At 40.3% G+C, this 24,360-nt stretch carries 18 protein-coding genes; 2 read left to right on the top strand and 16 right to left on the bottom strand.

The window, feature by feature from the left end:
• Positions 1-38 precede the first annotated feature (38 nt).
• From B3317_RS07725 to B3317_RS07670, 12 genes are all read right to left on the bottom strand, one after another.
• Positions 39-1,514 (bottom strand): calcineurin-like phosphoesterase family protein, encoded by a 1,476-nt coding sequence (locus B3317_RS07725; protein WP_291110323.1) that lies wholly within the window; start codon positions 1,512-1,514, stop codon positions 39-41.
• A 9-nt stretch (positions 1,515-1,523) separates the two neighbouring features.
• Positions 1,524-2,993 (bottom strand): calcineurin-like phosphoesterase family protein, encoded by a 1,470-nt coding sequence (locus B3317_RS07720; RefSeq protein ID WP_291110322.1) that lies wholly within the window; start codon positions 2,991-2,993, stop codon positions 1,524-1,526.
• 77 nt (positions 2,994-3,070) lie between these two features.
• Positions 3,071-5,044, bottom strand: a complete 1,974-nt coding sequence (locus B3317_RS07715; RefSeq protein WP_291110320.1) for a glycoside hydrolase family 97 protein — start codon at positions 5,042-5,044, stop codon at positions 3,071-3,073.
• A gap of 20 nt (positions 5,045-5,064) precedes the next feature.
• Entirely contained in the window at positions 5,065-6,363 is a 1,299-nt protein-coding gene (locus tag B3317_RS07710; RefSeq protein WP_291110318.1) for a family 10 glycosylhydrolase, read from the bottom strand.
• Between the two features lie 36 nt (positions 6,364-6,399).
• A complete protein-coding gene (locus B3317_RS07705) occupies positions 6,400-7,653 on the bottom strand; it encodes a family 10 glycosylhydrolase (RefSeq protein ID WP_291110316.1) in 1,254 nt (417 codons plus the stop codon).
• An 85-nt stretch (positions 7,654-7,738) separates the two neighbouring features.
• Entirely contained in the window at positions 7,739-9,205 is a 1,467-nt protein-coding gene (locus tag B3317_RS07700) for a DUF5018 domain-containing protein (protein WP_194223119.1), read from the bottom strand.
• Between the two features lie 31 nt (positions 9,206-9,236).
• Positions 9,237-9,677, bottom strand: coding sequence for a hypothetical protein (locus tag B3317_RS07695; RefSeq protein ID WP_291110313.1), 441 nt, complete (start codon positions 9,675-9,677; stop codon positions 9,237-9,239).
• A 19-nt stretch (positions 9,678-9,696) separates the two neighbouring features.
• Positions 9,697-11,412 carry a RagB/SusD family nutrient uptake outer membrane protein gene (locus B3317_RS07690; RefSeq protein WP_291110311.1) on the bottom strand — a complete coding sequence of 572 codons (1,716 nt, stop codon included), beginning with the start codon at positions 11,410-11,412 and terminating at the stop codon, positions 9,697-9,699.
• Positions 11,413-11,432: 20 nt separating this feature from the next.
• Positions 11,433-14,579 carry a SusC/RagA family TonB-linked outer membrane protein gene (locus tag B3317_RS07685; RefSeq protein ID WP_291110309.1) on the bottom strand — a complete coding sequence of 1,049 codons (3,147 nt, stop codon included), beginning with the start codon at positions 14,577-14,579 and terminating at the stop codon, positions 11,433-11,435.
• Positions 14,580-14,642: 63 nt separating this feature from the next.
• Complete coding sequence (locus B3317_RS07680) at positions 14,643-15,818, bottom strand: AGE family epimerase/isomerase (protein WP_291110307.1); 1,176 nt, start codon at positions 15,816-15,818, stop codon at positions 14,643-14,645.
• A gap of 32 nt (positions 15,819-15,850) precedes the next feature.
• Positions 15,851-17,251 carry a sugar porter family MFS transporter gene (locus tag B3317_RS07675; RefSeq protein ID WP_291110305.1) on the bottom strand — a complete coding sequence of 467 codons (1,401 nt, stop codon included), beginning with the start codon at positions 17,249-17,251 and terminating at the stop codon, positions 15,851-15,853.
• Positions 17,252-17,263: 12 nt separating this feature from the next.
• Complete coding sequence (locus tag B3317_RS07670; RefSeq protein ID WP_291110303.1) at positions 17,264-18,367, bottom strand: DUF4434 domain-containing protein; 1,104 nt, start codon at positions 18,365-18,367, stop codon at positions 17,264-17,266.
• A gap of 1,197 nt (positions 18,368-19,564) precedes the next feature.
• Here B3317_RS07670 and B3317_RS07665 point away from each other — a divergent pair.
• A complete protein-coding gene (locus B3317_RS07665) occupies positions 19,565-20,776 on the top strand; it encodes an ROK family transcriptional regulator (protein ID WP_291110301.1) in 1,212 nt (403 codons plus the stop codon).
• Between the two features lie 214 nt (positions 20,777-20,990).
• Here the strand turns inward: B3317_RS07665 and B3317_RS07660 are convergent, their stop codons facing one another.
• From B3317_RS07660 to B3317_RS07645, 4 genes are all read right to left on the bottom strand, one after another.
• On the bottom strand, positions 20,991-21,218 hold the full coding sequence (locus B3317_RS07660) for a hypothetical protein (protein WP_291110299.1): 228 nt from the start codon (positions 21,216-21,218) through the stop codon (positions 20,991-20,993).
• Between the two features lie 169 nt (positions 21,219-21,387).
• A complete protein-coding gene (gene tpx / locus B3317_RS07655) occupies positions 21,388-21,891 on the bottom strand; it encodes a thiol peroxidase (RefSeq protein WP_291110297.1) in 504 nt (167 codons plus the stop codon).
• 68 nt (positions 21,892-21,959) lie between these two features.
• Entirely contained in the window at positions 21,960-22,595 is a 636-nt protein-coding gene (locus B3317_RS07650) for an NAD(P)H-dependent oxidoreductase (protein WP_291110295.1), read from the bottom strand.
• A gap of 26 nt (positions 22,596-22,621) precedes the next feature.
• On the bottom strand, positions 22,622-23,056 hold the full coding sequence (locus B3317_RS07645) for a MarR family winged helix-turn-helix transcriptional regulator (protein WP_291110293.1): 435 nt from the start codon (positions 23,054-23,056) through the stop codon (positions 22,622-22,624).
• A 694-nt stretch (positions 23,057-23,750) separates the two neighbouring features.
• Here B3317_RS07645 and B3317_RS07640 point away from each other — a divergent pair.
• The gene (locus B3317_RS07640) at positions 23,751-24,341 is read left to right on the top strand and encodes an RNA polymerase sigma factor (RefSeq protein ID WP_291110291.1); all 591 of its coding nucleotides are present in this window, start codon (positions 23,751-23,753) and stop codon (positions 24,339-24,341) included.
• Positions 24,342-24,360: the final 19 nt, after the last annotated feature.

Here is a 24,360-nt window from a genome sequence, read left to right as displayed (position 1 = left end):
ATTAATATTTTATGATTTACACTTAATATTCTTCTTTATTATTTTATTTTTTTCGGTATTCCGGTATATACATTATTAAACCGGTCTATCACCTCTATTTTTATCTCAGCGTTTTTATCTGCCGGTTCAGCATAGAATAAATGTTCTGTCGGTCCCGCCCCGATATATTTATACCGAAAGGTTTCCCGGTTTTTCTCTACATAATCCACAACGCCGGGATCCCACCCCCTGTATTGCTTCATCTCACCCATTTTTGTTCCGTTTTCGTACCAATATACTTTCCATTGAGGATCATAATTCCATACGTTTGCTATAATAGCATCAGGTTTGTGTTTATCAGCTCCCGGCAGATATGAATCAAACTGATAATCCTTATCTTTTCCTATCGATTTATAATACCATTTCACACGGTTTCCGTCAAACTCATAAACAGTATATCCTAAAGGGGCGCCATCACTATTGTAGGGGGCTTGCCAAAAAATACCACAGAGAGCAGCATGAACATGCTCGAAAAGATTATCTGCCAATTGGTAATTTTCGTTATAATGTTCATGCCCCGAAAGAATTAAGGCGTTGTACGGTTTTAGCATTTTGTAAAGGCTATTCCTGTTTTGAAGCACTTTGTTCATTTCTTCCTTTGCATATTCTCCTTTCCGGGCTTCGGGTGAATAAGTAGGTATATGAAAGGCAACAACTACAGTGGCCCCCCCGGGAATAAGAGCCAAATCCTGTTCGAGCCAGCATAACTGCTCTTCATCAATATAGCCGATGGAGGAATATCCTCTGGCCGTAAAGAACACATCATCAAGGACAATATAGTGAACTTTACCTCTGTTGAATGAATAGTATGTCGGCCCTAGCGCTTTTTTGAAAGTTTTTTTCGAAGAAAAGTTCGATCTTCCATCCACGTCCATATCATGGTTCCCGGCAGCATAGAAGAATGGGATATTTGTATTGGCAAACATCTGTTTTATCGGTTTAAAAAACTTTGGTTCCCTACTTATCTCCGCTATTATATCACCGCAGATTATACCATGTACGGGTTGATCCTTGTAGTTCCGGTTAATCAGCGACTCCATATCTTTTACCGCTTCTTCCAGCATGGGCATTTCCTCATCGAATCCTACCTGCGGATCGGCACAGGCAATCAGGACATGCTTATCTTCATTTTGTCCGGATTTTTCCAATATAAAATTAAATTTTTGTTTTAATCCGGATTTATCGGTAATCCTTTGAAAATAGCCGGGAGCATTGTCCTTCACCGGAATAATATAGCCCGGTGGTATAGATATATACACAAAGTCGGCAGTAGCATTGCTTAACAGTTTATATTCACCTCTATTATCAGTTGTAACAATATTATAGCCATCGGTTACGGCAACCCCCGGAATAGCCGAACCTTTACTATCAAGAACTTTCCCCGATAATTCTATATTTCGCAAATCTACTTGAGCATTTATATTTACCGATGAAATAAATATAACTACCAGATAAAAATATTTGTAGGCCGGCATATTTGTTTATTATTTAAGTTCTTCAATATAAGAATTTCCAAAACGGTCGATAACCTCTACCTTTATTCTGGCCTCCTTATTCTTAGGGATAGCAAAAAACAAATGATCTGTCTGCTTAACAGAGATCCAGTTATATCTGAAGTTCTTTCCATTTTCTTTTACATAGTCGCGAATATTAGGATCATATCCTGTAAACCGTTCCATTTCGCCCATCTTCACATTATTCTCATACCAATAAATTTTCCATGAAGGATCGTAATTCCAAACATTTGCTGTTATCGCATCCGGTTTTTCCGGACTAGCTCCCCGGGGATATAAATTGAACTGGTAATTTTTATTTTTCCCGATTGTCTTAAAATACCATTTTACATTATCTCCGTCAAATTCATATACTCCGTATCCCGAAGCTGTTCCATCGTGGCACCACGGCGCTTGCCAGAAAAGGCCGCAGATAGCTGCATGATTATGTTCGAAAATATTATCGGCAAGGATATAATTTTCGTTTTGGTGCTCATGTCCCGAAAATATATGGACATTGTATGGCTTAAGTATTTTATATAGGGATTGCCGGTTCTGCAAGACTTTGGTCGGAGGCTCTTTACTATATTCTCCTCTTCGGGCTTCCACCGAATAAGAGGGTATATGCATAGAGACAACAACTGTAGACCCTTCAGGCACAAATGCCAAATCCTGTTCCAGCCAGTTGAGTTGTTTCTCAGGAAGATATCCGATATAATAAAAACTATTTCCGGCATAAAAGACATCGTCCAAGACCACATAATGAATTTTGCCTCTGTTGAACGAATAATAAGTTGGACCAAAATGCTTTTTATATAATTCTTTTGCATAATTATCCGATCTTACATCGAGATTTATATCATGGTTTCCCACGGCAAAGAAGAAAGGAATATTCATTTGCCTGACAATATCTTTCGTCGGTTCATAAAGTCTTGGCTCTTTGCCTGTATCGTGGATAATGTCTCCACATATTATACCATAAACAGGTCTGTCGGAATAATCATCCCTTATTAGTTCCGAGACATCTGAAGCAGCTCTTTCCACGAAAAACAATTCGTCCATGAAGTTTACCTGAGGGTCCGCCCACACTATAAAAGTGTGTTTATTATCATCAACACTGGATTTCTGTAATTCAAAATCTATTTTTTGCTTCTTTTTGTCACTCTTTTCTATTTTTTTGAAAAAGCAAGGCACTTTATTTTCAATCGGAATTTTATATCCCGATGGTACTGTGATATATATGTATTCGGAAGTTCCGTTACTCAATAATTTATATTCCCCCTTCTCATTTGTAATCACGATATTAATACCGTCAGTAACAGGGACTCCGGCGATACCTTTACCCTTTTCGCTGACTCTGCCGTAAAATTCTCGTGTCCGCAAATCGGCTTGCGCTTTACCATTGGTTACAGGCAAGGCGGTTAATATGATTAAGATATAAATTAGTTTTCTTTTCAACATATCCGTACTTTATCTTTTCAAAGGTTCTATGGCCTGCACCGATAAAAGCGGCAGGCCATAAAACAAAACTTAAATATTTATTCCACAGGCGTAAGTATAGCAGCCCATCCGCCGCCTTTAGCCATATTTATATCTAAAGTCTGGCCTCCGGAAACGTGTTTGGTTTCTATTTTGAAATCGGAACCGTATCTGTTTGCATTTACTCCGTCTCTCAGTATTTCCGCTTTATATTTACCCTCCCCTATAAAATTAAGATTAACACTGAGTTCGCGCTGATCCCAATTGGTAAGTGAAGCGATAAACCATTTACTTCCGCTGCGGCGGGCGATAGTGAGATACTTTCCCGCTTCGGCTTCGATTGCTCTGGTTTCGTCCCATACAGTCGGAATCTGTGCAATGAAAGAGGTAAAATCAGATGTCTTATAATAGTTGGACGGACTGTCCGCGAACATCTGTAGCGGACTCTCAAACGCAATGAATAAGGCTCCCTGATGCGCTCGTGTTCCCTGGCTCATCGGATGAATAAAATTCATATGGAAGTCGTTTTCCGTCGCATTAACGGTCGCTCCCGGCGTATAATCCATCGGACCTGCCACCATACGGGTGAAAGGCAATATCAGATCGTGGTTGGGAGAAATATCATGCGAAGACTTGTTATGTTCCAGCCCGTAAACTCCTTCATAGGTCATTACATTCGGATACTTGCGATGCAATCCCGAGGGTTTGAACGAACCATGAAAATCAACCAGCAATTGCCTATCGAACGCCGCTTTTCCCACATTTTCATAGAAATTTACCATTTCCTGATCGTTGCGCTGCATAAAATCAATTTTCACACCTTTTATCCCCCACTGCTTATATAAGTCAAGGATTCCTTCTAAATCTTCATGCAGTGGATTCCATAAAGCCCATAATACAAGCCCTACATTTTTTGTCTTTCCGTACCTGACCAATTCCTGCACATCGACATCCTTATTTGGCTCGCGGATATTCCATGTCCCGGCAGACCAGCCCTCATCCAGTAATATATATTCCAATCCGTATTTTGCGGCAAAATCTATAAAATATTTATACGTCCGGGTGTTGACTCCGGCCTCAAAATCTACGTCATATATATTCAGTGTACTCCACCAATCCCAGGAGATGCGACCGGGTTTTATCCAACTCTTATCTCCGGCTACGCCCGGAGTGGATAACTGATATACCAGATTATTTTCCAACAAGGATTTGTCGTCAGGGCCGATTATCAGCAATCTCCATGGAAAATTTCTCTTTCCTTCTGTTTTTGCAATATAAGCGGCATTGAGAACAATATCTTCATTGCGATCCGATCCTTCTTTTATCTTTTTTTCTAGAATGACAGGAGGAAATACCCCGTTTAATTTTTGCGTGGCTGTTCCTGATAAAAACAGATTCGGGTAGTCGAACAAATCGGCTTCCATTATAACCATCTTTGTGCCTGATGCTGAAGATAAATAAATCGGAAGATAAGCATATTTCTGATTCGGAATATCCGAAACGGATATATAATCGAAATGACCTTCGCAGTGTGTGATAAAGTTCGGGCTGCTCTCTTTCGGCCAATAGGTACTGTAATTACCTCCCAGATTAAATTCTACAGTTTCGTTTTCTATATGTATTTTCTGTGATGACACAGACGTTTCAAATCTGTAGGCCGCACCATTATTATAGACACGGAACGTTACGGCATAACCACCTTTGAAGGTCAGGGTCATTTCATTGAAGTTGTCCTGCATTTTCCGGAATTTAGTGGGAACTACAACTTCAAAAGCCTCATCGACAGACCGCCTGTTTACTTTTTGCGCCGAAACATTTATCCCGAACACCTCGTTGATTTCTTTAACCGTCATCGCTATTCTGCTCGGCTTCAGTATCGTTTCGTTATTGAAATTCACACTCCAGCTAAGTTCTTTTCCATCAGAAACCTTTACTTGTATTTTATGGTCGGGAGAAGATACGATATAGTCTTTCCCATGTATAAGACCTATAGAAAAACAAAAAAGTATAATGGAAGCTATTGCTTTGTTCATATTGTTTTTATTTCTGTTTATTATTTATATACGCGATTTATCCCGTCTTTTATCGCGTTCCATTGATTGAAATTAATAACATGCGATATCTCAAACACCATCAGCCCGTCTGTGTTTTTGAGGCATAGATATACAGCATCCGAAACTTTGGAAGCATTGCTTCCATATGCAGGAGTATTTATCGAACCATTTACTTTACAATCACCCATTGTAAATTTGTCGTACGTAGTCACAAAATTTTCCACAGACCAAACAGAATTAGGGGCCTCAGATTTCCAAATGGCATCGGCATACGCACCTAACGAAAACACATCCAACTGGTCGGCAAAACCTGTTTTGCTATAATTACTTGTAAACTGCCAACCATCCGGTTTGTAATTTTTGCTGGCCCAGTTCTGCCCTACACCATATCGGGAACCCCAATCGGCAGACGCCCACAAATGAAGCTCCATCTTCGGATTAACGGATTTTACTTTCGAACGGATATTCGTTATCAGATTCGTTATCGTCATCGAACGGAATTCAATCCACTTCTGATATTGAGGCCCCGGCGCCCCGGTAGCCGTAAGTATATTGTTTTTGTCGGTCACTGTTTCCCCGCTATATGCCTGAAAAGCCGAGATAGTAGCGTCGCTGAATCCGTAATTATCATACCACCAACGGCAATAATCCAGACATATTCCTTTTAGCTTAGGGTATTTTGTAGCTATTTCTTCTATAATGGAAACGACGAATGATTGTACTTCAGGCAAGCATGGATTTAGCATCGCGGCATCGACATTCTCCTCATTGCGTATATCTACTAAATCGTTCGGATTGTTGTTATTCATTCTCATTTGTGTTTTGCCATCCCATGTATGGTTATCATAGATCAGCCCCTCTTTTTTTCTCGTGTAACCGAATCCAAGAGCGGATATACTTGCGATGACTTTAATATCCTGGCGTTCGGCTTCTTCAATCCAATATCCAAGATAATCCCAACCGCGTGTCACCGTTTCAGTATCCCATTTGGTTAGTTGGGGCAGAATATCACTATCGTATAAGGCATAGCCAATTCCCGGCTTCACATCCACATAGATTTCATTGAAGCCTGTCGCTTTCATTTTTTCCAAAGATGATTTAATAGCTTCTTTAGTCGAAAAACGGCTGAAATTCGCATGAGCATCGATCCACATCTGTATCGGTTTATCAGCCATAGGCGGTTTATCCACGTCTATAGGAATCTCGGGTTTATTATTATCACCATTACCGCCATCATCGCCGGAACAACTTATCACTGAACATAGAACTGCCAGCAGTAATAATACATATCTTATCATGCGTAAATAAATTTTAGGATACATTGTTTTTTCTTCTTAGTTATTATTTCCCTCTGCGCGTCCGATACCTCGCTTGATATCGTCCCACATATTATATTTTATCACCTGTACAATATCAAATACCATCAGGCCGGCACTCTGGGTGAGACACACGTAAACAGCGTCTTCCATATTTTTTATATTATTCTCACCATAGACTGTCCCGTATATTTCACAGTCATCTCCAATAAGTTTATACGCGCGGTCTATCGCATATTCTATCGATTCGTTATTATCCAGCCCATATACATCGTACAGGTATGAACCCAGCATGAATACATCCAGCTGATCGGCAAAGCCCGTATTTTTATAGGTCTCCGAAGCCCATTCAGGAAACATTTCTGATGGGTCGTAATGCTTCTTGCTGCCCCAGTTTTGTCCGTTTCCATAAATGGAATGTATCCACGAAGCTGCCCAGTAGTTCAATTTCATATTGGGTTTCTTGTCTTTGATTGTTTTACGGATACTACTAATAAGGTTTGTGATAGTAGTGGAGCGGAATTCCCACCACTGCTTGTAGTATTTACCCGGGACACGCTCAGCCTTGTCATTATAAGTGAAAATATCTTCGGGAAAACGTTCCACTTTTTTCCCAATGAATTTTTCAAACGCCACACGTGTCGAATCCGAAAAATCGTAATTGGCATTGCAAAAACGGCAATAATCCAAAGTAAAAGCGTCAAAGTCGTAATTAGATATGATTTCTGAGACATATTCCGAAACAAGTGTTTGCACAGACGTTAATGCGGGATTCAGGAAAACAGCATATTCGCTGGTTTCTTTCATACTTTTCAATCCGTCGGGTGTATAAGCTATACAAACTTTATCGTTCCACGAAGTATCTTCATAGGCTGTTCCCGTTTTTTGCCTGACCAGTCCGGCTGGAAGTATCCCAGCCGAAACAGTTACTTTCATATTTCGCTTACGGGCCTCGTCTATAAAGAATTGCAGGTAATCCCAGTTCCGTTCGTACACATAACCGTCTCCGAACGTCGTCAAAGGCTTCAATATTTTACTTTTGTATAATACATCTCCCTCCATCGGGCGCACATCCACCACAATCCCATTAAACCCTGTATTTTTGGCAAGATCTAAATAGAAACGTATGCTATCCTGATCCGAAAAACGTTTGAAATTGGCCTCTGCGTCGAGCCAGAGTATTTTAGGTTTTCCGGTATCGGTCTCTTTCTCCTTGTTGGAACAAGCAGTGCATACAAACACTATAAAAAATAAGATTAGAATATTTCTCATATTAATTAACAATAAATATCCGGTGTTTCCGGATGAAAAAGGAAAGCCCCTGTTTTTTGAAAGAGGCTTCCCTATAATCGGGTAATTATTCGAAACAAGTCAATTTATAAGTGTACAATCCGAGCCGGCCAAACCAGACAGCCAGATAAGCTTCATTGTTTTCCTCACTCCAGTACCAGTCCACATATGAACCATAGCTCCAGTTACGGTTTACACTTTCGGCGATATTAAGATTTTGATGGGCCAGTGTTTGCAAATCGGATGTCAACACTGCGGCCGCGTGCCACCATGCTGTTCCACTGGTTACCACCACATAACTTTTCCCATTGACAACCATTCCACATACGACCGGAGCACGGCCACCTGTACGGGCTGTGGCGAATCCGGTTCCTACCCACCATGCCTGGAGCGTATTCTGCCAAAGCGGAGGCATAGTCGAAGTGGTCAACCCGGAAAACGTATTAATATAACAATGAATCGAATTGGCTGCACCCGCTGTGCCTTCGGTGTCACCCACGACATAGCTTGGAGAGTCGGAGTCGTCAAGCGGGGAAATCATCTGGAATCCGGCACTGTCTCCACTTGAAAAGCCGGTTTCTATTGTGGAATAGCTCGACGCGAGTTGTCCTCCCGTAACCTTGACGCGGTAATGTTCGCCTTTTGGTCCACGAGGGGCTAAAGCCGTAATCCAAGCATTACCTGTAATATCGCCTGCTACCTGGAAATTAGCCGACCCATCAGTAGACGAAGCCATATTCACGGCTATTTTACCCACCGATTTAGGAGCGTCTGTTGGCTGAACCCAGTAGAATATTTCGGTTTCGTTTCCGGTAACTACAGCCCCTACAAGCCTACCTTTATAGTCGGATGTAATCATCTTCAGATTAGCTACAGAGATGGAACCCAAATTAAATGAACCGGCATCGTTCAGCGTGTTTTTATCCACCACTTTGATACAATACGGAGAAGCAGGGTTGGCGTCGATGTATGCACGTGAAAGCATTACAATATAATTACCGCAATAGGCATGGTACATATTCAGGTCGCCATACTGCTTCGAATCAGGTAGATCAAAGTTACCTTGCTGACCGGGATAGCCCATCTGATCGAATTTTTTTGCTGTTCCTATCTCAGCGTAACTGAATCCTTCTCCATATGGTAACTGATCGGAAATACCCCACCCCACGGTGTAATCACGCTTATTTTTTCCATCTTCCGAGGTAACGGTATATTTCACACCACCGGCCTGTGCAAAGTTTTGAGGAATATCCGGATCAGGTGTCACTGTCGCCCCCTTCGACAGATAGAAAGTAGGTACAGCCGATTTTAGCGCTTCTTCCGCGTCGATATAAGGAGAAACCTTAATAGTGACTGTATTGTCGCCATTTATCACTCCCCTAAAAACAGCAGGTTTATCCCCAACTGTCCCCTCAACCGAAAAAGACAGGGTTATTTCCGCTTCGCTGTTCAGGTCATCGTCTTTACAGGCACCAAACGAAACGATGCAGCAAAGAGCTAACATTGAATATATATTAAAGATTAAGTTTTTCATAACGAAATAATTTTTATATAAATAATAAAAGTTATTCATAATAACCTCTTACACGGTATTGGCGTGTGGTTCCTATTCCCGACTTCACGGTAATTATAATACCTTCACCCGTAATGTCATGTCTCCCGGACAAAGGTGGCGTGATAAATTCATCATACGTCACTGTTGCCGTTAAATAGATATTCGTCAGATCCACGTCATTTTCAAGTGATTTGGATATTGCAAATAAAACCAGTCCATAACCGCCCTCAACTTCTTCCTGTGTGAAATCACCGCTTACAAGGTTGCCATTTTTGTCATACTCCATAATCTCTCCACGAAATTCGCTGGCACCATGCTGCGCTTTACAAATCATTTGCGAGATTGTATTAGTATTATGCACATGATCTTCATCGGCATCGGTACACCTCCATAACAAGACTGTCAATAAGATGCTCAGAGCCAGTGCTCCTATTTTAGTTATTTTCTTCATTTCCGATATTTTTTATAGTTTACCAATATGGATTATTGTCACCTAACTTGTTATTGTTGGCAAGTTCTGCCGTAGGCAGTGAAAAATAGTAATATTTTTCGAGGAATATACGAGGAGCTCCCGCATCACAATTTACTCTGGCATAAGTGTAAGATCCATTATCATTTGTTACTTTCACTCCATGCGCATTTTGTCCATTAATAACGTTTTCAGCCAGTTTCCAACGACGCAAATCCCAATAGCGGAAACCTTCGCCAGCCAACTCCACGCAGCGTTCTTTACGCAACAGTGTCATAAACGCTTCTTTGGTCGCGGCATCTTTCGCAGGTAATCCTACTCTGGCCCGTACTTCATTCAGTGCGCCTAAAGCCTGAGTCTTGTAACGGATATAATCCAGTTCAGCATACGCCTCAGCTTTATTAAGCAATACCTCGGCATAACGGAGTACCGCATCGTACTGGTAGCTTCCCTGCTCTACAAAGCGGGTGTAATTCTCCTGTAAATATTTACGCAGATAATAGCCAGTGCAAGTATGTCCGCCGGTACTCGCGGACATGGTGAAATCTTTAAATTCATCGGCTCCACCTTCCCATGTCTGTATCTGGCGGCCTTCCCATTCAGCGCCGTTAAACAATATAGTAGCATGAAAACGGGGTTCCCTATCTGTATAAGGATCTGTATGATTAAGAGTATAAGTACTCCAGCTGAAATCGGTTCCGTCGCTGAACTCATACATATCCGCCAGTTCAGCCGTCGGTACATGTTCTGCATATATAGCGTCCGTTTTATAAACGGCCCTGTCGCCGAAAGGACGGTTGTACTGGTCGAAACTGTGAGGCACACCGGGATCTGTGTCCGAGGCACTTGGCTTGTAATATAATGCGAATAAGATTTCCTTCGAGTTATCCTGTTTCCCATCTACCTGAAACACTTTCGCATAGTCAGGAGCGAGATCTCCACCTAACTCCTTCACTTTTTCAGCGGCGTCTACGGCTATCTGCCATTTACCTGCATATAAAGCCATTCTTGAAAGGAATCCGTAAGCGGTTTTCTTTGTTGCACGCCCTTCCCATTCGGCAGGCCATGAATCAGGCAAGCGTTCGGCAGCCCATTGCAATTCACTTATTACAAAGTCCCAACTTTCGGCTTCAGTAAGGCGGGCCCTATGCACATCTTCCTGATAGGCACCATCGTCTACGCCGCCGTTTATACCGGAAACATCCGTGCGAAGCACCACTCCTCCATAGACACGGATCAAGCGATAATATGTGAAAGCACGGCAAAGTCGTACCTCCGCGCGGCGTATATTACACCAGTCTTCTCCAAACCTGTTGTCAGCGTCGTAACGCCTCATTTCGTCCAACAATACATTGGCACGGCGAATACGGTCATTATATAACCCCCAACAATCAAATGCACCCGCACTGCCGGTTGAAAACGAGCTGGCTTGCAATAAAACCTTATTATATGAATGGTTATACAAATCCCATGATGTAGATTTCATCAGATCGGAATAGCTGTCATAGAATACACTACGACTGTTGCTCACCTGCGAAATATCAGTAAAGGTTTTATAAGATGCTGTGATATACAAGTCGGCCGCATCTGACGAACCCCAGACTGCATCGCTCGACAATACCCCCGTATTCTCCAAATCCAAAGCGTCATGGCAGGAAGGCATACACAGAGTTAAGGCGACGGCACTTAATAATTTTATAATTGTTCTCTTTTTCATTTTTTTTCCTCCTCACATTATTAGAATGTTACTTTAAGTCCCAAACTATAGGTTTTTTGTTGCGGATAATATCCGTTACTTACCGACGGGCTTTCGGGATCAACATATTTGAAATGACTGAACGTAAGCAGGTTGGTCCCTGCCAGATAGATATTCACCGAGCTAAACGGAGTGCTTTTCAATACTTTAGAAGGAACATTATATCCGATATTCGCGTTTTTCAGGCGCAGGTACTCACCGTTTACAAGCCACCATGTGGAATGCCATGCATTGTTGCCGCTATTTACGGTAGTCAATCTCGGATATTTGGCATTCGGATTTTCAGGCGTCCATGCTCCTTCGATACGGTAATAAGGCGAATTGCCATTCTCGGCGAACGAAGCTGTATAATTCGTGGACGAGAGTACTCCCGTATCATATGTACCGGACAGTGTATAGTCGGTATTCGTAACACCCTGCCATAATAATGTGGCATAAAAGTTTTTGTATGACAGGTTCATATCAAGCGAGAAAGTAATTTCGGGAACATCTCCGTATCCGATTTTTACATAATCATACATTGAACTGATAATCCCGTCTCCATTCACATCTTCATATTTTATGTCCCCCGGACGCAGGTTTCCTGACGGCGCTATCGGATAGTTGTCTATTTCTTCCTGACTCTGAAACAATCCGAGAGCCTTAAAGCCATATCTTGCATTCATGGATTGTCCCAGCTGACTGCGGTAGAGGGGATGATCGTCCGGATTGATTATCTTCAGTACGCGGTTACGGGCAAATGAGAAATTGCCTTTCAACCCATAACTCCAATCGCGGTCGATACGATTATCGTGTTTCAGTGTGAGTTCAAAGCCTTTATTCTCAACTTCCCCTGAATTCCTGATCGCAGGGAAAAGGCCACCTAATGAAGGAGGATAAGCTCCAGACTGAGTTTGTATAATATCATAAGTGCGTTTATAGAATAAATCCAGTTCCACACCTAGTTTACCCTTCCACATAGTATAGTCAAAACCCAGATTATACAAAATGGTGGAAGCCCATGTCACATCGCGGTAAAGGTATGCGTTTTTGGTATAAAGCTGGGTAATAGGATTATCTCCAAGCACCATACTGTTTTTTGCAACCTCAAATTCCGATTGATATAAGTAAGGCATATTATTAACCATATTACCCGCAGTTCCGACGCTGGCCCTGATTTTGAAAAAGTCAACATTGGGGAATGCATTAGAGAAAAACTCTTCTTCCGAAACCACCCAACCCGCCGAAGCCATAGGAAAAGTACCCCAACGGTTCTCAGGCGCGAATACATATGATCCATCACGACGAACCACTACTTCCGCCAAATATTTTTTATCGAACACATAGTTGAGCCGTCCCACGTAAGAGGCCGTTCCATCAGAATACTTATGAGATCCCGTCACTGCCTGCCAACCTTTTGGAAGGGAGAGTAATCCCATGCTTATATCGACAGCTACGTCACTGTAAAATCCCCGGGCCGCTCCGGTCATCGTATTCGAATAACTCTTTTTAGTTTCGAATAACAGCGTAGCGCTTATAGAATGTTTACCAAATTCGCGGGAATAATCAAATTGCGGGCGCAACATCCATGTATCGCCCCACGACGCTGATTTGGAATATGAATTACCTTTTGTGTATCCACTGGCTCCGGAAACTCCCTGATCAAAATTTCCGTTAATGGAGTATACCTCATAGTAACGGTCGTAATTATCATCGGTTGTATTACTGTAATTATAAGCGGCGAATACTGATGCTTTCAATCCCTTCAATACATCCGTCAGACCGGAAAGGTCGTATTCCAGCTTATAATTGGAGTTGAGCTGCCATTGGGTATTATTCTTCCAACCCGATTCTGTCAGGGCGGCATAACCGTTATTGTTGTACGTCCCGTTATTCCATGCCACATTCATACCGTCATATTCGGACTTGAAGATAGGTATGGCTGTTATAGCCTGTCTGATCGGGCTGAATTCGGTTTGGTTACCAATAGCCGTACCCGGCCAATGCCGATCCCTACGGTCCCCTGACAGTCCTATGCTGAATTTCAAATTTTTAGCTACCTGAATATCAAGGTTAGTGCGTACATTATAACGCTTTAAATCTGTATTAATCAATGTTCCTTCCTGATTCATGAAACCTATGCTCGCATAATATTTTACTCTTTCGGTGGCGCCCGAAGCTGAGATATTATGTTGCTGGGTTATTCCGGTTCTGAAGATTTTATCCAGCCAGTCGGTCTGACCAAATATACTGTTCGGGTCATCGCTCATCACTTTATTCTGAATACCGGCCGTCCACAGAGGATCAAGCCCATCCATCTGGCGGGCTTTGTTATGCCAGTACATATAGTCCCTCGCGTTCAGGTACTCGGGCATCGCCGTATTTGCCGTCCATGTCATAGAACCATCATAAAAGATTTTGGCAGGACCTTCGCTTCCCGATTTCGTAGTAATCAGGATAACCCCATTTGCGCCCTGAATACCATACACGGATGCCGCCGCATCTTTGAGCACGGATACGCTTTCGATATCATTCGGATTCAGATTATCTATTGTACGGGGTACTCCGTCAACAACTATCATCGGGCCATTACCGCCGGCAAACGAATTCAATCCGCGTACATAGAACGTTGCCCCGTCATCGCCAGGTTTGCCCGACCGCTGAAGGCTGGTCAATCCGGGCAGTTTACCGGTAAGCATATTCGAGACATTCTGCATTGGTGCTTTTACTATATCCTCAGATGTAATCTGCGAAACAGAGCCTGTCAGGTGCGCGCGTTTTTGGACACCGTATCCCACAACCACCACTTCGTCGAGTTCCTTCAGATTTTCGACCAATGTGATATTTATCTCAGAGCGGTTTCCTACTATCACAGTTTGAGGCTTAAAACCCAGAAACGAGAACTCAAGCGACGCATCACCGGAAGGCACCGTGATTTTGTACGCACCGTCTATATCCGTAAACGTACCCACTGTCGCGCCTTTCAACACGACAGAAACACCAGCCAACGCTTCCTGATGAGAGTCAGTAACTTTCCCTGTTATTGTTTTTTGGGAATAAGCATTGGACAGACACATAAAAGCACATAATAATATCCATATAAATTTAGGATATCTGCGCTTTCTTTTTTCATCGTAATTAATCTTCATAGTGTCGATGTTAAAATGTTAGCAATTTCTTTTGTTTTTCATTGAATTTAATAATTATAATAGTCATAGATCATTCTGGTTTTCAGATATTGTCTTATATATCTGATATAGTCCGCGAGGAATGTGGAAACATCCTTTCCATTTTCCTCCTTTAAGGCTCAATAAGACGTCACCTTGCCTGTTAAGGTATCCGTACCATTCGGGGTATTCGTTATCTTTAAAGTGTTGCCATGTATAATTATGTATTGATTCAAACCATTCCGCGCATTCCTGATTTCCTGTCAGGTAATATCCTTTTATTAATGCTATCAGTGTCTCGATATGTACCCACCATAGCTTCTGGTCCCATTCCAATTGTTGCGGCGGGCGTCCCAGGCGATCCATATAGTAGAAAATACCTCCATATTCCTTGTCCCAGCCGTAATCAATCATTTTTAAAGTTGTCTCTACAGCCTTGTTTATCAATTCGGGCCTGTTGAGACGGTGTCCGAGATCCATTATAAACCACATAGCTTCAATGGCATGTCCGGGATTCATCAGGCGGCCGTCGAACGTATCGGACAATTCGCCTTCTATAGTCACGTTCTCTACTATCAGCCCACCTAGTTCCGGCCTTAGAAATACTTCCATCACTTCATGAATACAATCCTCTATCACTTTATTCAGGAACTCTTCCGGTAACAGGTGCTCTATTTCCAGAGCCAGATTACAAAGAATCATCGGTAGCGCGAAATTTTTCAGGTTCCGTGTTCCCGGATATGCCTTATTCCATTTCCCTTTCGGATTATCCACTTTCGATAAAATAATATCGAAAGTCCTGCGCGCTATTTCTGCATATTCCCCGTTCCCCGTAGCCTTGTTCAATTGCCCGAATGCCATTGTGGCAAACGTATATGAAAATATATTATAAGGCTCTACCAATGGATTACCTTCACGGTCGAGAGAGAAATACCAGTTGTAATTACCATCATGTCCGTACTTTTTGAGGAATTCCCCGCCCTGAACGGCACAATCCAACCAATCCTGACGTTTTTCCACGTTATTATACATCATGGAAAACATCCATACCTCGCGCCCTTGCAGCCAAATAAACTTATCGGTATCGAATACTGTCCCGTCCCTGTCGAGGCAAGAAAAATATCCGCCATATTCTTTATCCTGAGAGTTTTTGAGCCAAAAAGGCAATACATTGTCCAGCAGCTCCGATTTGTACTGCTTCTCTAATTTTTTAAAATCCATAAGATTATATTTTTATATAGTATTTTTCTGATTTATGTTTCCCAGAATTTTTCTATTTCTTCTAACGACTTACCTGTTGTTTCAGGGACTAATTTCCACACAATAAGTATATATGGGATACACATAACCGCAAAGAGAATGAACGTACCTTCGGGCCGCAGATTCTGTAGCAGCCATGGGGTAAGCTGTCCTATAAGATATGTCCCTATCCAAAGAGAGAACCCGGCAATAGACATAGCCAGACCACGCACTTTGATGGGATACATTTCCGACAACAAAACCCAGATAACAGCACAGATGGATACCGCACAGAAAAAGATATAGGCAAGAAAGAATATGAGCAATAACACATCAGGTATACCTAAATCATTTCCTTTAACAAAATAGAATGCAATGAGAAGGAGTGAAACTATCATACCCGAAACACCATAGTATACAAGTTTCTTACGTCCTATCTTATCGATGATAAAGATCGCCAGAATGGTAGTCAACATATTCACCAGTCCCACAATCACCTGATAGAAAAGAGAGTCGTCGCCTGACAGGCCGCTGCTTTCGAAAATGGAAGGCCCGTAATAAAGTACGGCATTCACCCCCATAAACTGTCCCAGCATAGCAATTGCCACCCCGATAATGACAGCTTTCATTATACCCGGTTTTAGCAGAATACGCCAGTTTGACCTGGTTTCGCTTCCTATTACTTTTTTAGTTTCGTTCATCTCATATGCCGCAGACTCTACCGAACCATATATATGTTTCAGTATCGATCCGGCCCTCACATCACGATTCTTCAATATCAGCCATCTAGGGCTTTCGGGTATGAAGAATATAACAATAAAAAACAGCAAGGCCGGTATTACCGCCATTCCCAGCATACTCCGCCATACTTCGCTATGGAAAATATGATATAGTGCAGGATTCGATAATTGTTCCGCCCCGTTTGTAGAATAATTCAGCAATACGTAATTTACAAGGTAAGCCCCCAAAAAGCCCACCGTAACAGCAAGCTGATAAAGAGATACTAATCGTCCGCGGTATTCTGCAACTGATATCTCTGAAATATAAAGCGGTGATATTATAGAAACAACGCCGATACCAATACCTCCGACAACGCGTGCCATCACCAAATGATTGAAATCGGAAGATATAGCACAACCGACAGCAGATATAGAGAAGAGTACGGCTGCTACCAGTAATGTTTTTTTCCGTCCGAAATTATCACTGAGTATCCCGGCACACATAACGCCGAATATGGAACCGATAAGGGCACATCCCACATACCAGCCCTGAGATAAAGCATCCAGAGAGAACTGAGCGGAAACCTGCGCTATCGTTCCCGAAATCACAGCAGTATCATATCCGAACAGAAATCCACCTAAGGCTGCAACAACAGACAAAAAACTTATATATCTTATATTTATAGAAGAATTCATATATATGTCCTGTTATTTTATTTCAAAATATTCTTTATACCTGTCATACAAATGCCCTGCTTGCAGATAGGCTGACTGAGGACTCATAAAATGTGAAAACTCAAATGTAATGGCCTTATCATATCCTGCACGTTTAGCAGCTTCGAGTTTCATACGCAGTTTGTCGAATTTGATAGGGAGAAATTTTATAGGCATATCACGGTCGAAAGTCTCTGCATTTGTCCAGCATTGCAAACCATATTTATCGGCCAGTTTTTTATTCACTTCGAAGAAAGCGTCGAGTTCGTCATAATCTATATGCCCATCCTGAAAGGCACATGCGTCAACCGCACCTTTTATACCATCAAATATTTCACCCCATTCTTTTTCGTGTTCCAGAACAGAAACCGATTCTGTTTTCGATAGCTGACCCGATGCCGCCATTACTGCCTTTTTACCATCGATCCAGGGTGATATAAATGTGGGTAATCCGCCGGATACATCCTTACACTGTTTTCCCATCGAATAAAAAGCATTTATCGCACCTTTGGTTTTCCTGCTGATCTCTCCGCTTATATACCATCCGCCGAAACTTTTATATTTTTCTCCGTATTTCTTCCACACTTCGTCTATTACATATTTATTATGCTCTATTTCGGAAGACAGATCACCCGTATCCCAATATTCTCCGGAATCATAAAGCCCGAAATAAAACTTCATGTTATATTTCTGAGCGAGGCGCAAGTACATATCAACCAGATCGACAGAAGGCATGTAACAGCCTTTTTTCAATAAATATCCGGAAGGGTATGTAATAAACTTACGGTATCCCGAACGAATCATTATGACTGTATCGATCCCTATATTCTTCATATGACGAAAATCGAGATCCCACTCTCTTTCTCCCCAATTCTGATGGGGTATATCGTGTGATATTTCATCCAGAAACGTACCCGAAATATGTAGTGCGTTCGCTTTTGGTACTATCAGACTACTCTGAATAGAATCGTCCGCTTTTAAGGTTTTGCTGTTATCCGAAGTTTTTCCTCCGCAAGCCGCCACAGCAGGTATCGCTGCAACTGAAGCTCCGGCTATTGCCGCTTTTTTGAGGAAATCCCTGCGATTATTTGTTTCCATATAGTATTTGGTTATTATTTACTTACAATTACAATTTATTCCGGCCGTATGCTATATTATGATAATAAGATAAAACAATCAATCTTCTCTTTTTACAATAATATACTAGTTATCAAATATATAATCCGTGTATCAGAGCGTCAGGTTTATTAAGGAGCTACGTTAAGCATGTATTTCTACAGCAAATATGATAAAATATTTTTTATGAACAAAGGATTTAATAAAATAATTAATTATATAAGTTCATTTTTAACATTAAAATTAAATGTAATGCTATACAATTAAAAAAAATATTTATTAATAAAGATTCTTTAGCAGATAAAAAAAATAGTTCGAAATAAATTTAACAATATATTGAAACTTTTAATAAATTATATAAATAGAGTGGAAAATCTCTTGTAAAGACGCTAAGGTGAAAGATATTTTTTGTATTAAACTACTGATTCGCATAACTATTATCCATTTATTTTATCTATACAATAATACATCGAACCGAATATGATAAAGAGAAGAGTTCTTTGACACATTGTAAAATTTAGAAAAAGTAGCCAGAGAGAAATATGCAAAAGGTGTTACATTTGCATAGTACATGTGTTACTTTTAGTAAGTAGTAAGTATTAAGTTGAAAGTTATATGAGATACGAGTAGACAAGACACGAGATACAAGTTGTTAACTGTTGACTGATAACTGAAAATACTGTTACCTTTGTTACTTTTTAACCATATATAGTTAACGAATGTGAAAACAACAAGATGAAAACAATGAAAAAACTGTCAGATGTGTCAGGTTTTAACCAAACATAGTTAATAAACGTAAATATGGTGATGGGTTAGACTCACGCCTTAGCGTCTCTGCGAGAGAATATTGTTGATTATCGACTATTAACTGGCAAGATACTTCGCTCCACTCATCATGACAAACAAATTATTAATTGATTTCCGTTACTTTTTAACTATATATAGTTAATGAATGCAAATATTACATCTATTCGAAGAATAACATTAAACAGCCTATTATTTATGATAAAAGACCATTTCATTTACTAATATAAAATTTAGAGGCATAAATATTTAATAAACACATATACCTTTTTAATAATAAGCACAAGCTTCAGGATATTTAATAATATTTTTTATTTATATTTGTATTAACGTTCAAATTTTATTTGAAAGGAAAACATCAATAAATCAGGAAACATGAATATACAACTGCTCCAAGAAATTGAACGAGGCACTAAAAGCGCCTTAATCAAGAAGAATATTATTAATTATTATATCCAAAATGGAAGTTCAACCATCACCGAGTTGTCGAAAGAACTGGATTTAAGCATACCTACCGTGACTAAGTTTATCAGTGAAATGTGCGAAGATGGATATATAAACGATTACGGTAAACTGGAAACAACAGGAGGACGATACCCTAACCTATACGGACTAAATCCCGAATCCGGCTATTTTATAGGCGTTGACATGAAACAGTCGGCCATAAATATCGGGCTGATTAATTTTAAGGGAGACATGGTAGACCTGACGATGGGCATTCCTTATCAGATGCAGAATACCCCTGAAGCAATGAACAAGTTGTGCGAATTAATCCTTGCATTCATTGATAAACAGACTGTAGATAAGAATAAAATACTGAATGTAAATGTGAATATATCGGGGCGGGTAAACCCTGAATCCGGATATAGCTACAGTATTTTCTATTTTGAAGAAAGACCATTGGCTGAGATTCTTAGTGAAAAATTGAACGGTTACAAGGTTACTATCGACAATGACACCCGGGCCATGACCTATGGGGAATATTTGTCGGGCTGCGTAAACAGCGAAAAAAACATCATATTCGTAAATATAAGTTGGGGACTGGCCATAGGAATCATTATAGACGGGAAAGTATATACCGGAAAATCGGGATTTGCAGGAGAATTTGGCCATATGAAAATATACGACAATGAAATACTATGCCATTGCGGTAAAAAAGGTTGTCTGGAAACCGAAGCCTCGGGACTGGCAATGCACCGGCGCCTTTTCGAACTGGTTCATGACGGTGCCTCCTCCTTATTATCGAAAAAAATATTGAAAGATGAGTCCGTGACATTAGACGAAATCATTGCCGCCGTAAATAAAGAAGATGTACTTTGTATAGACCTGGTGGAAGAGATCGGACAAAAACTTGGAGAACAGATTGCCGGGCTTATCAATGTCTTTAATCCCGAAATGGTCATTATAGGGGGAACGGTATCTATGACCGAGGACTATATTATGCAACCCGTAAAAACAGCGATCCGCAAATATTCGCTTAATCTGGTGAATAAAGATTCAACGATTGCGATATCAAAACTGAAAGATAAGGCAGGGGTAATAGGCGCTTGTTTATTGGCCAGGACACGTTTATTTGAAATATATTAGCGCTATCCAAAAGAATCTTTGCTTCTAACTACTTAAAAATGTATAAATTATCCTATTATATTGCAGATATTAAGAAAGTTTTATATCTTGTGCCTCAAACTATCAACAATAGACTTGTAAAGTCCTGATTAATAATCAGATTTTCTGACTCTAAACAAACTTTGGCTAATATTCAGAAACCTCCGTAATATATCGGAGGTTTTATTTTCATAGCTTACCGGGCGAATCGGCTCAGATACTTTCCTTTAATCACTTTTAATTTATCCATCACCCGGAACTTAGATAGCAAGCCGGCCAATACAAGAATGGTTCCTGCCGACAAAAGCAGCCCAAAGAAAAAGTCGAACAAAAGGGAATAACGGTTTAAAAGCAGGGCAAAGCCTATAATTCCTATACCAATTACGAACTGTTTACTATATATTATACGGAATAATCTTTTCACATCAATCTGTTTTTAAGGTTATAAACCTATATTCTCAGGACAAAGATAATCTAATTTTAATCCTCGCTATGTAGATATTACCCAATTCTTAATATCCATGCTGAAAATTAACAGAACAGGGCTTTTATCATGGAAATAAAAGCCCTGTGATATTATCCGGTTTTACTTATTACTTAGCAGCAGCTAAAGCCGGCTGATAATTTGGTTCGTTTGTAATTTCAGGAACCAGTTCTGTATATACGACTTTGCCATTAGCATCGATGACAACAACCGACCTGGCCAATAAGCCTTTCAACGGACCATCAAGCATCAATATCCCATAATCTTTAGCAAAAGACGCATTCCTGAATACAGAAGCCGGAACTACATTGTCAATGCCTTCTGCCGAGCAAAAACGACCTGCAGCAAACGGAAGGTCAGCAGAAACCGCAAGGATTACAGTATCAGGAAGTGCAGCCGCCTCTTTATTGAATCTGCGAACCGAAGCAGCACATGTACCTGTATCAAGACTTGGGAAGATATTTAATATTACTGTTTTACCTTTAAGGTCTTTCAACGACACTTCTGAAAGGTCGTTCTTTACAAGTGCAAATTCCGGTGCTACTGAACCTACTGCCGGCAATTGCCCGCTGGTGTTTACTGTGATGTCATTTTTAAATGTAACTGTTGCCATAATTTTTAATTTATATAAGTTAGTATTCTGATCTTCGACGCGTTATTATAATATAAACCTCGAAATTATTATTTTAGTTCAATAAGAAATTCATTTTTCGGATGACGAACCTTCTTCATGTTCACCAGCCAGTCATTTACTTCGTCACGATAACCCAACGGCAATACCGTTACACTCCTCAACCCTAACTCTTTCAACCCTAGAAGGTTATCCAATGCATCATTATCAAACCCTTCCATCGGAGTTGAATCCACATTCAGTTCGGCAGCCATTGCAATAGCAAAACCAAAGGCTATATAAGACTGGCGCGCTGCATGCTCGAAATTCACTTCAGACGGACGGTTCAGATATGCTTTCTTCAGTCTGTCTGTGTAATCGTTATACCGGTCGGGCTCTTGCCCTCTCCCCTCTGTAGTATGCCTGTATATATTATCTATACGCTGAGATGTGTAATTATCCCAAGCTGCGAAAACAAGTACATGAGAAGCATCGGCAACCTGTTGCTGGTTATAGGCAATGGGAACTATCTTCTCTTTCAATTCCTGATTGGTTATCTCTATTACCTGAAAAGGCTGCAGGCCTGACGATGTGGGTGCAAGCCAGGCAGCTTCGACGATTTCGTTTACAAGTTTCTGATCTACCTTCTTAGCAGGGTCAAACTTCTTTGTGGCATAACGCCATTTAAATGTATCTAATAAACTCATTGTTGTTATTATGTTAAAAAATATGCTTATTTCTCACTACATGTTATCAATAATATCTTATTCAACTGATTACGCAACTGTATAAGTTGCTCTTCTGTTAGCTTTAACTGCTTTTTCATTGCAGGGGGGATCAACTCGGCCCGCTTTTCCAATTCTTTCCCCTTATCTGTGATTATTATGTCCACTATCCTCTCATCTTCTCTTGAACGCACTCTGCTAAGAAGTTTATTCGCTTCCATTCGCTTCAGTAATGGTGTGAGCGTACCGCTATCGAGCCACAAAAGCTCCCCTAATTGCTTTACGGTTGCCGATCCCCGCTCCCATAACACCATTAATACGAGGTATTGAGGATAAGTGAGCCCTAATTCTTCCAGATAAGGACGATAGAGTGCTGTTATCTGCCTGGACAAAGCATATATCGGAAAGCACAACTGATTATTTAATTTCAAATCCTCTGACATATACATCACACAATTATATTGTGCAAAATTAAAAATCACAAAATCAAAAACACTATTTTTCATGTTAAAAGATAATAAATCACAGTAAATTATCAGAATTAGCACATACGGAAAAAAAGATAAACAAATCTTGTGGCATAACCCATTATTGTGCTTTCAGACAAATATACACCAGCTGTTAATAACTCAATATTATATAGTGTCTCCACACTTCATGATCTTGTTTGAGAAAATAGGCGATGATAAACTATCAGCTAATGACAGTTCTAAAGTAAGGCTTCACACATTGTATAATTTGGATTAAAAGTCAGATTATAATTATAAAATACATATGTCCGGCGATTATCTTGCCGGACATTTCCATGTACTTACAAATAGTTTGTCTAAAATCTTGTCTTCACTGCCATAATTCCACGTTGGAAAGATGTAAAAGGGTTTTCTATATTATTTTATGAACATTCAAGGCTTACCCGACACAAAAATAAACAGCATTTGCAACATAAACAAGGACAATTTAGTTAAAACTAAGTGTAAAATTGACAAATTATTACAGAATATACTAAAATTAAGTATACAAGCCATATACAGCACAACTTCATCTTAAAATATGAAATCAGAAAAACCTTTTTCTATTCAATTTCAATGCTCGTATCTTAAAAAATTACTAACATTGCATTATATTATCAAGAGGCCAATGAGTAGTCCTAAAAACGATATAGATAAAACAACACTGCTTCGACTGAAAGATGGACAAAAAGCAGCTTTTGAACTGTTATATTGGAAATATAATCCTAAACTATACAATTTCGTATATTCAATCTTATATGACAAATCTCTTGCAGAAGATATAACTCAAACATGCTTTCTGAAAATATGGGAGTTGCACAAAGAAATAGATCCTGATAAAGGTTTTGTATCTTATCTGTACACAATAGCCCGCAACCTGGTTTATAAAGAAACCGAACGCTTACTGCAAATGAGCAAATTCCTGGCAGTATCCCAAACAAACAACAATGATACAGACCACGAAACCGAAGAAAAACTTGACGCAGCCTTTTTCGAATCTTACATAAACAACATTATAGACCAACTTCCCCCCTCCCGCAGAGAGATTTTTATTCTTAGCCGCAAAGAAGGATTGACAAATAAAGAAATAGCGTCTAAATTGGCTATTTCCGAAAAAACGGTGGAAACTCAAATTTACCGTTCATTACTGTTTCTCAAAGAAAAGATGAAAGGACAATTCACCCTCCTTGCATTATTATTTTTAGCCCAAAACATTTAATTAATGTTAAAATAAAGAA

This window comes from Dysgonomonas sp. UBA7710, from assembly GCF_002482385.1.
Classification (GTDB): Bacteria; Bacteroidota; Bacteroidia; order Bacteroidales; family Dysgonomonadaceae; genus Dysgonomonas.
This window is presented reverse-complemented; position numbering and strand designations above follow the sequence as displayed.

What these genes read in the sequence shown, in the direction of transcription:
- B3317_RS07725 (WP_291110323.1), bottom strand. Translation starts at nt 1,514, where the DNA reads ATGCCGGCCTACAAATATTTTTATCTGGTAGTTATATTTATTTCATCG.
- B3317_RS07720 (WP_291110322.1), bottom strand. Translation starts at nt 2,993, where the DNA reads ATGTTGAAAAGAAAACTAATTTATATCTTAATCATATTAACCGCCTTG.
- B3317_RS07715 (WP_291110320.1), bottom strand. Translation starts at nt 5,044, where the DNA reads ATGAACAAAGCAATAGCTTCCATTATACTTTTTTGTTTTTCTATAGGT.
- B3317_RS07710 (WP_291110318.1), bottom strand. Translation starts at nt 6,363, where the DNA reads ATGATAAGATATGTATTATTACTGCTGGCAGTTCTATGTTCAGTGATA.
- B3317_RS07705 (WP_291110316.1), bottom strand. Translation starts at nt 7,653, where the DNA reads ATGAGAAATATTCTAATCTTATTTTTTATAGTGTTTGTATGCACTGCT.
- B3317_RS07700 (WP_194223119.1), bottom strand. Translation starts at nt 9,205, where the DNA reads ATGAAAAACTTAATCTTTAATATATATTCAATGTTAGCTCTTTGCTGC.
- B3317_RS07695 (WP_291110313.1), bottom strand. Translation starts at nt 9,677, where the DNA reads ATGAAGAAAATAACTAAAATAGGAGCACTGGCTCTGAGCATCTTATTG.
- B3317_RS07690 (WP_291110311.1), bottom strand. Translation starts at nt 11,412, where the DNA reads ATGAAAAAGAGAACAATTATAAAATTATTAAGTGCCGTCGCCTTAACT.
- B3317_RS07685 (WP_291110309.1), bottom strand. Translation starts at nt 14,579, where the DNA reads ATGAAGATTAATTACGATGAAAAAAGAAAGCGCAGATATCCTAAATTT.
- B3317_RS07680 (WP_291110307.1), bottom strand. Translation starts at nt 15,818, where the DNA reads ATGGATTTTAAAAAATTAGAGAAGCAGTACAAATCGGAGCTGCTGGAC.
- B3317_RS07675 (WP_291110305.1), bottom strand. Translation starts at nt 17,251, where the DNA reads ATGAATTCTTCTATAAATATAAGATATATAAGTTTTTTGTCTGTTGTT.
- B3317_RS07670 (WP_291110303.1), bottom strand. Translation starts at nt 18,367, where the DNA reads ATGGAAACAAATAATCGCAGGGATTTCCTCAAAAAAGCGGCAATAGCC.
- B3317_RS07665 (WP_291110301.1), top strand. Translation starts at nt 19,565, where the DNA reads ATGAATATACAACTGCTCCAAGAAATTGAACGAGGCACTAAAAGCGCC.
- tpx (WP_291110297.1), bottom strand. Translation starts at nt 21,891, where the DNA reads ATGGCAACAGTTACATTTAAAAATGACATCACAGTAAACACCAGCGGG.
- B3317_RS07650 (WP_291110295.1), bottom strand. Translation starts at nt 22,595, where the DNA reads ATGAGTTTATTAGATACATTTAAATGGCGTTATGCCACAAAGAAGTTT.
- B3317_RS07645 (WP_291110293.1), bottom strand. Translation starts at nt 23,056, where the DNA reads ATGTCAGAGGATTTGAAATTAAATAATCAGTTGTGCTTTCCGATATAT.
- B3317_RS07640 (WP_291110291.1), top strand. Translation starts at nt 23,751, where the DNA reads ATGAGTAGTCCTAAAAACGATATAGATAAAACAACACTGCTTCGACTG.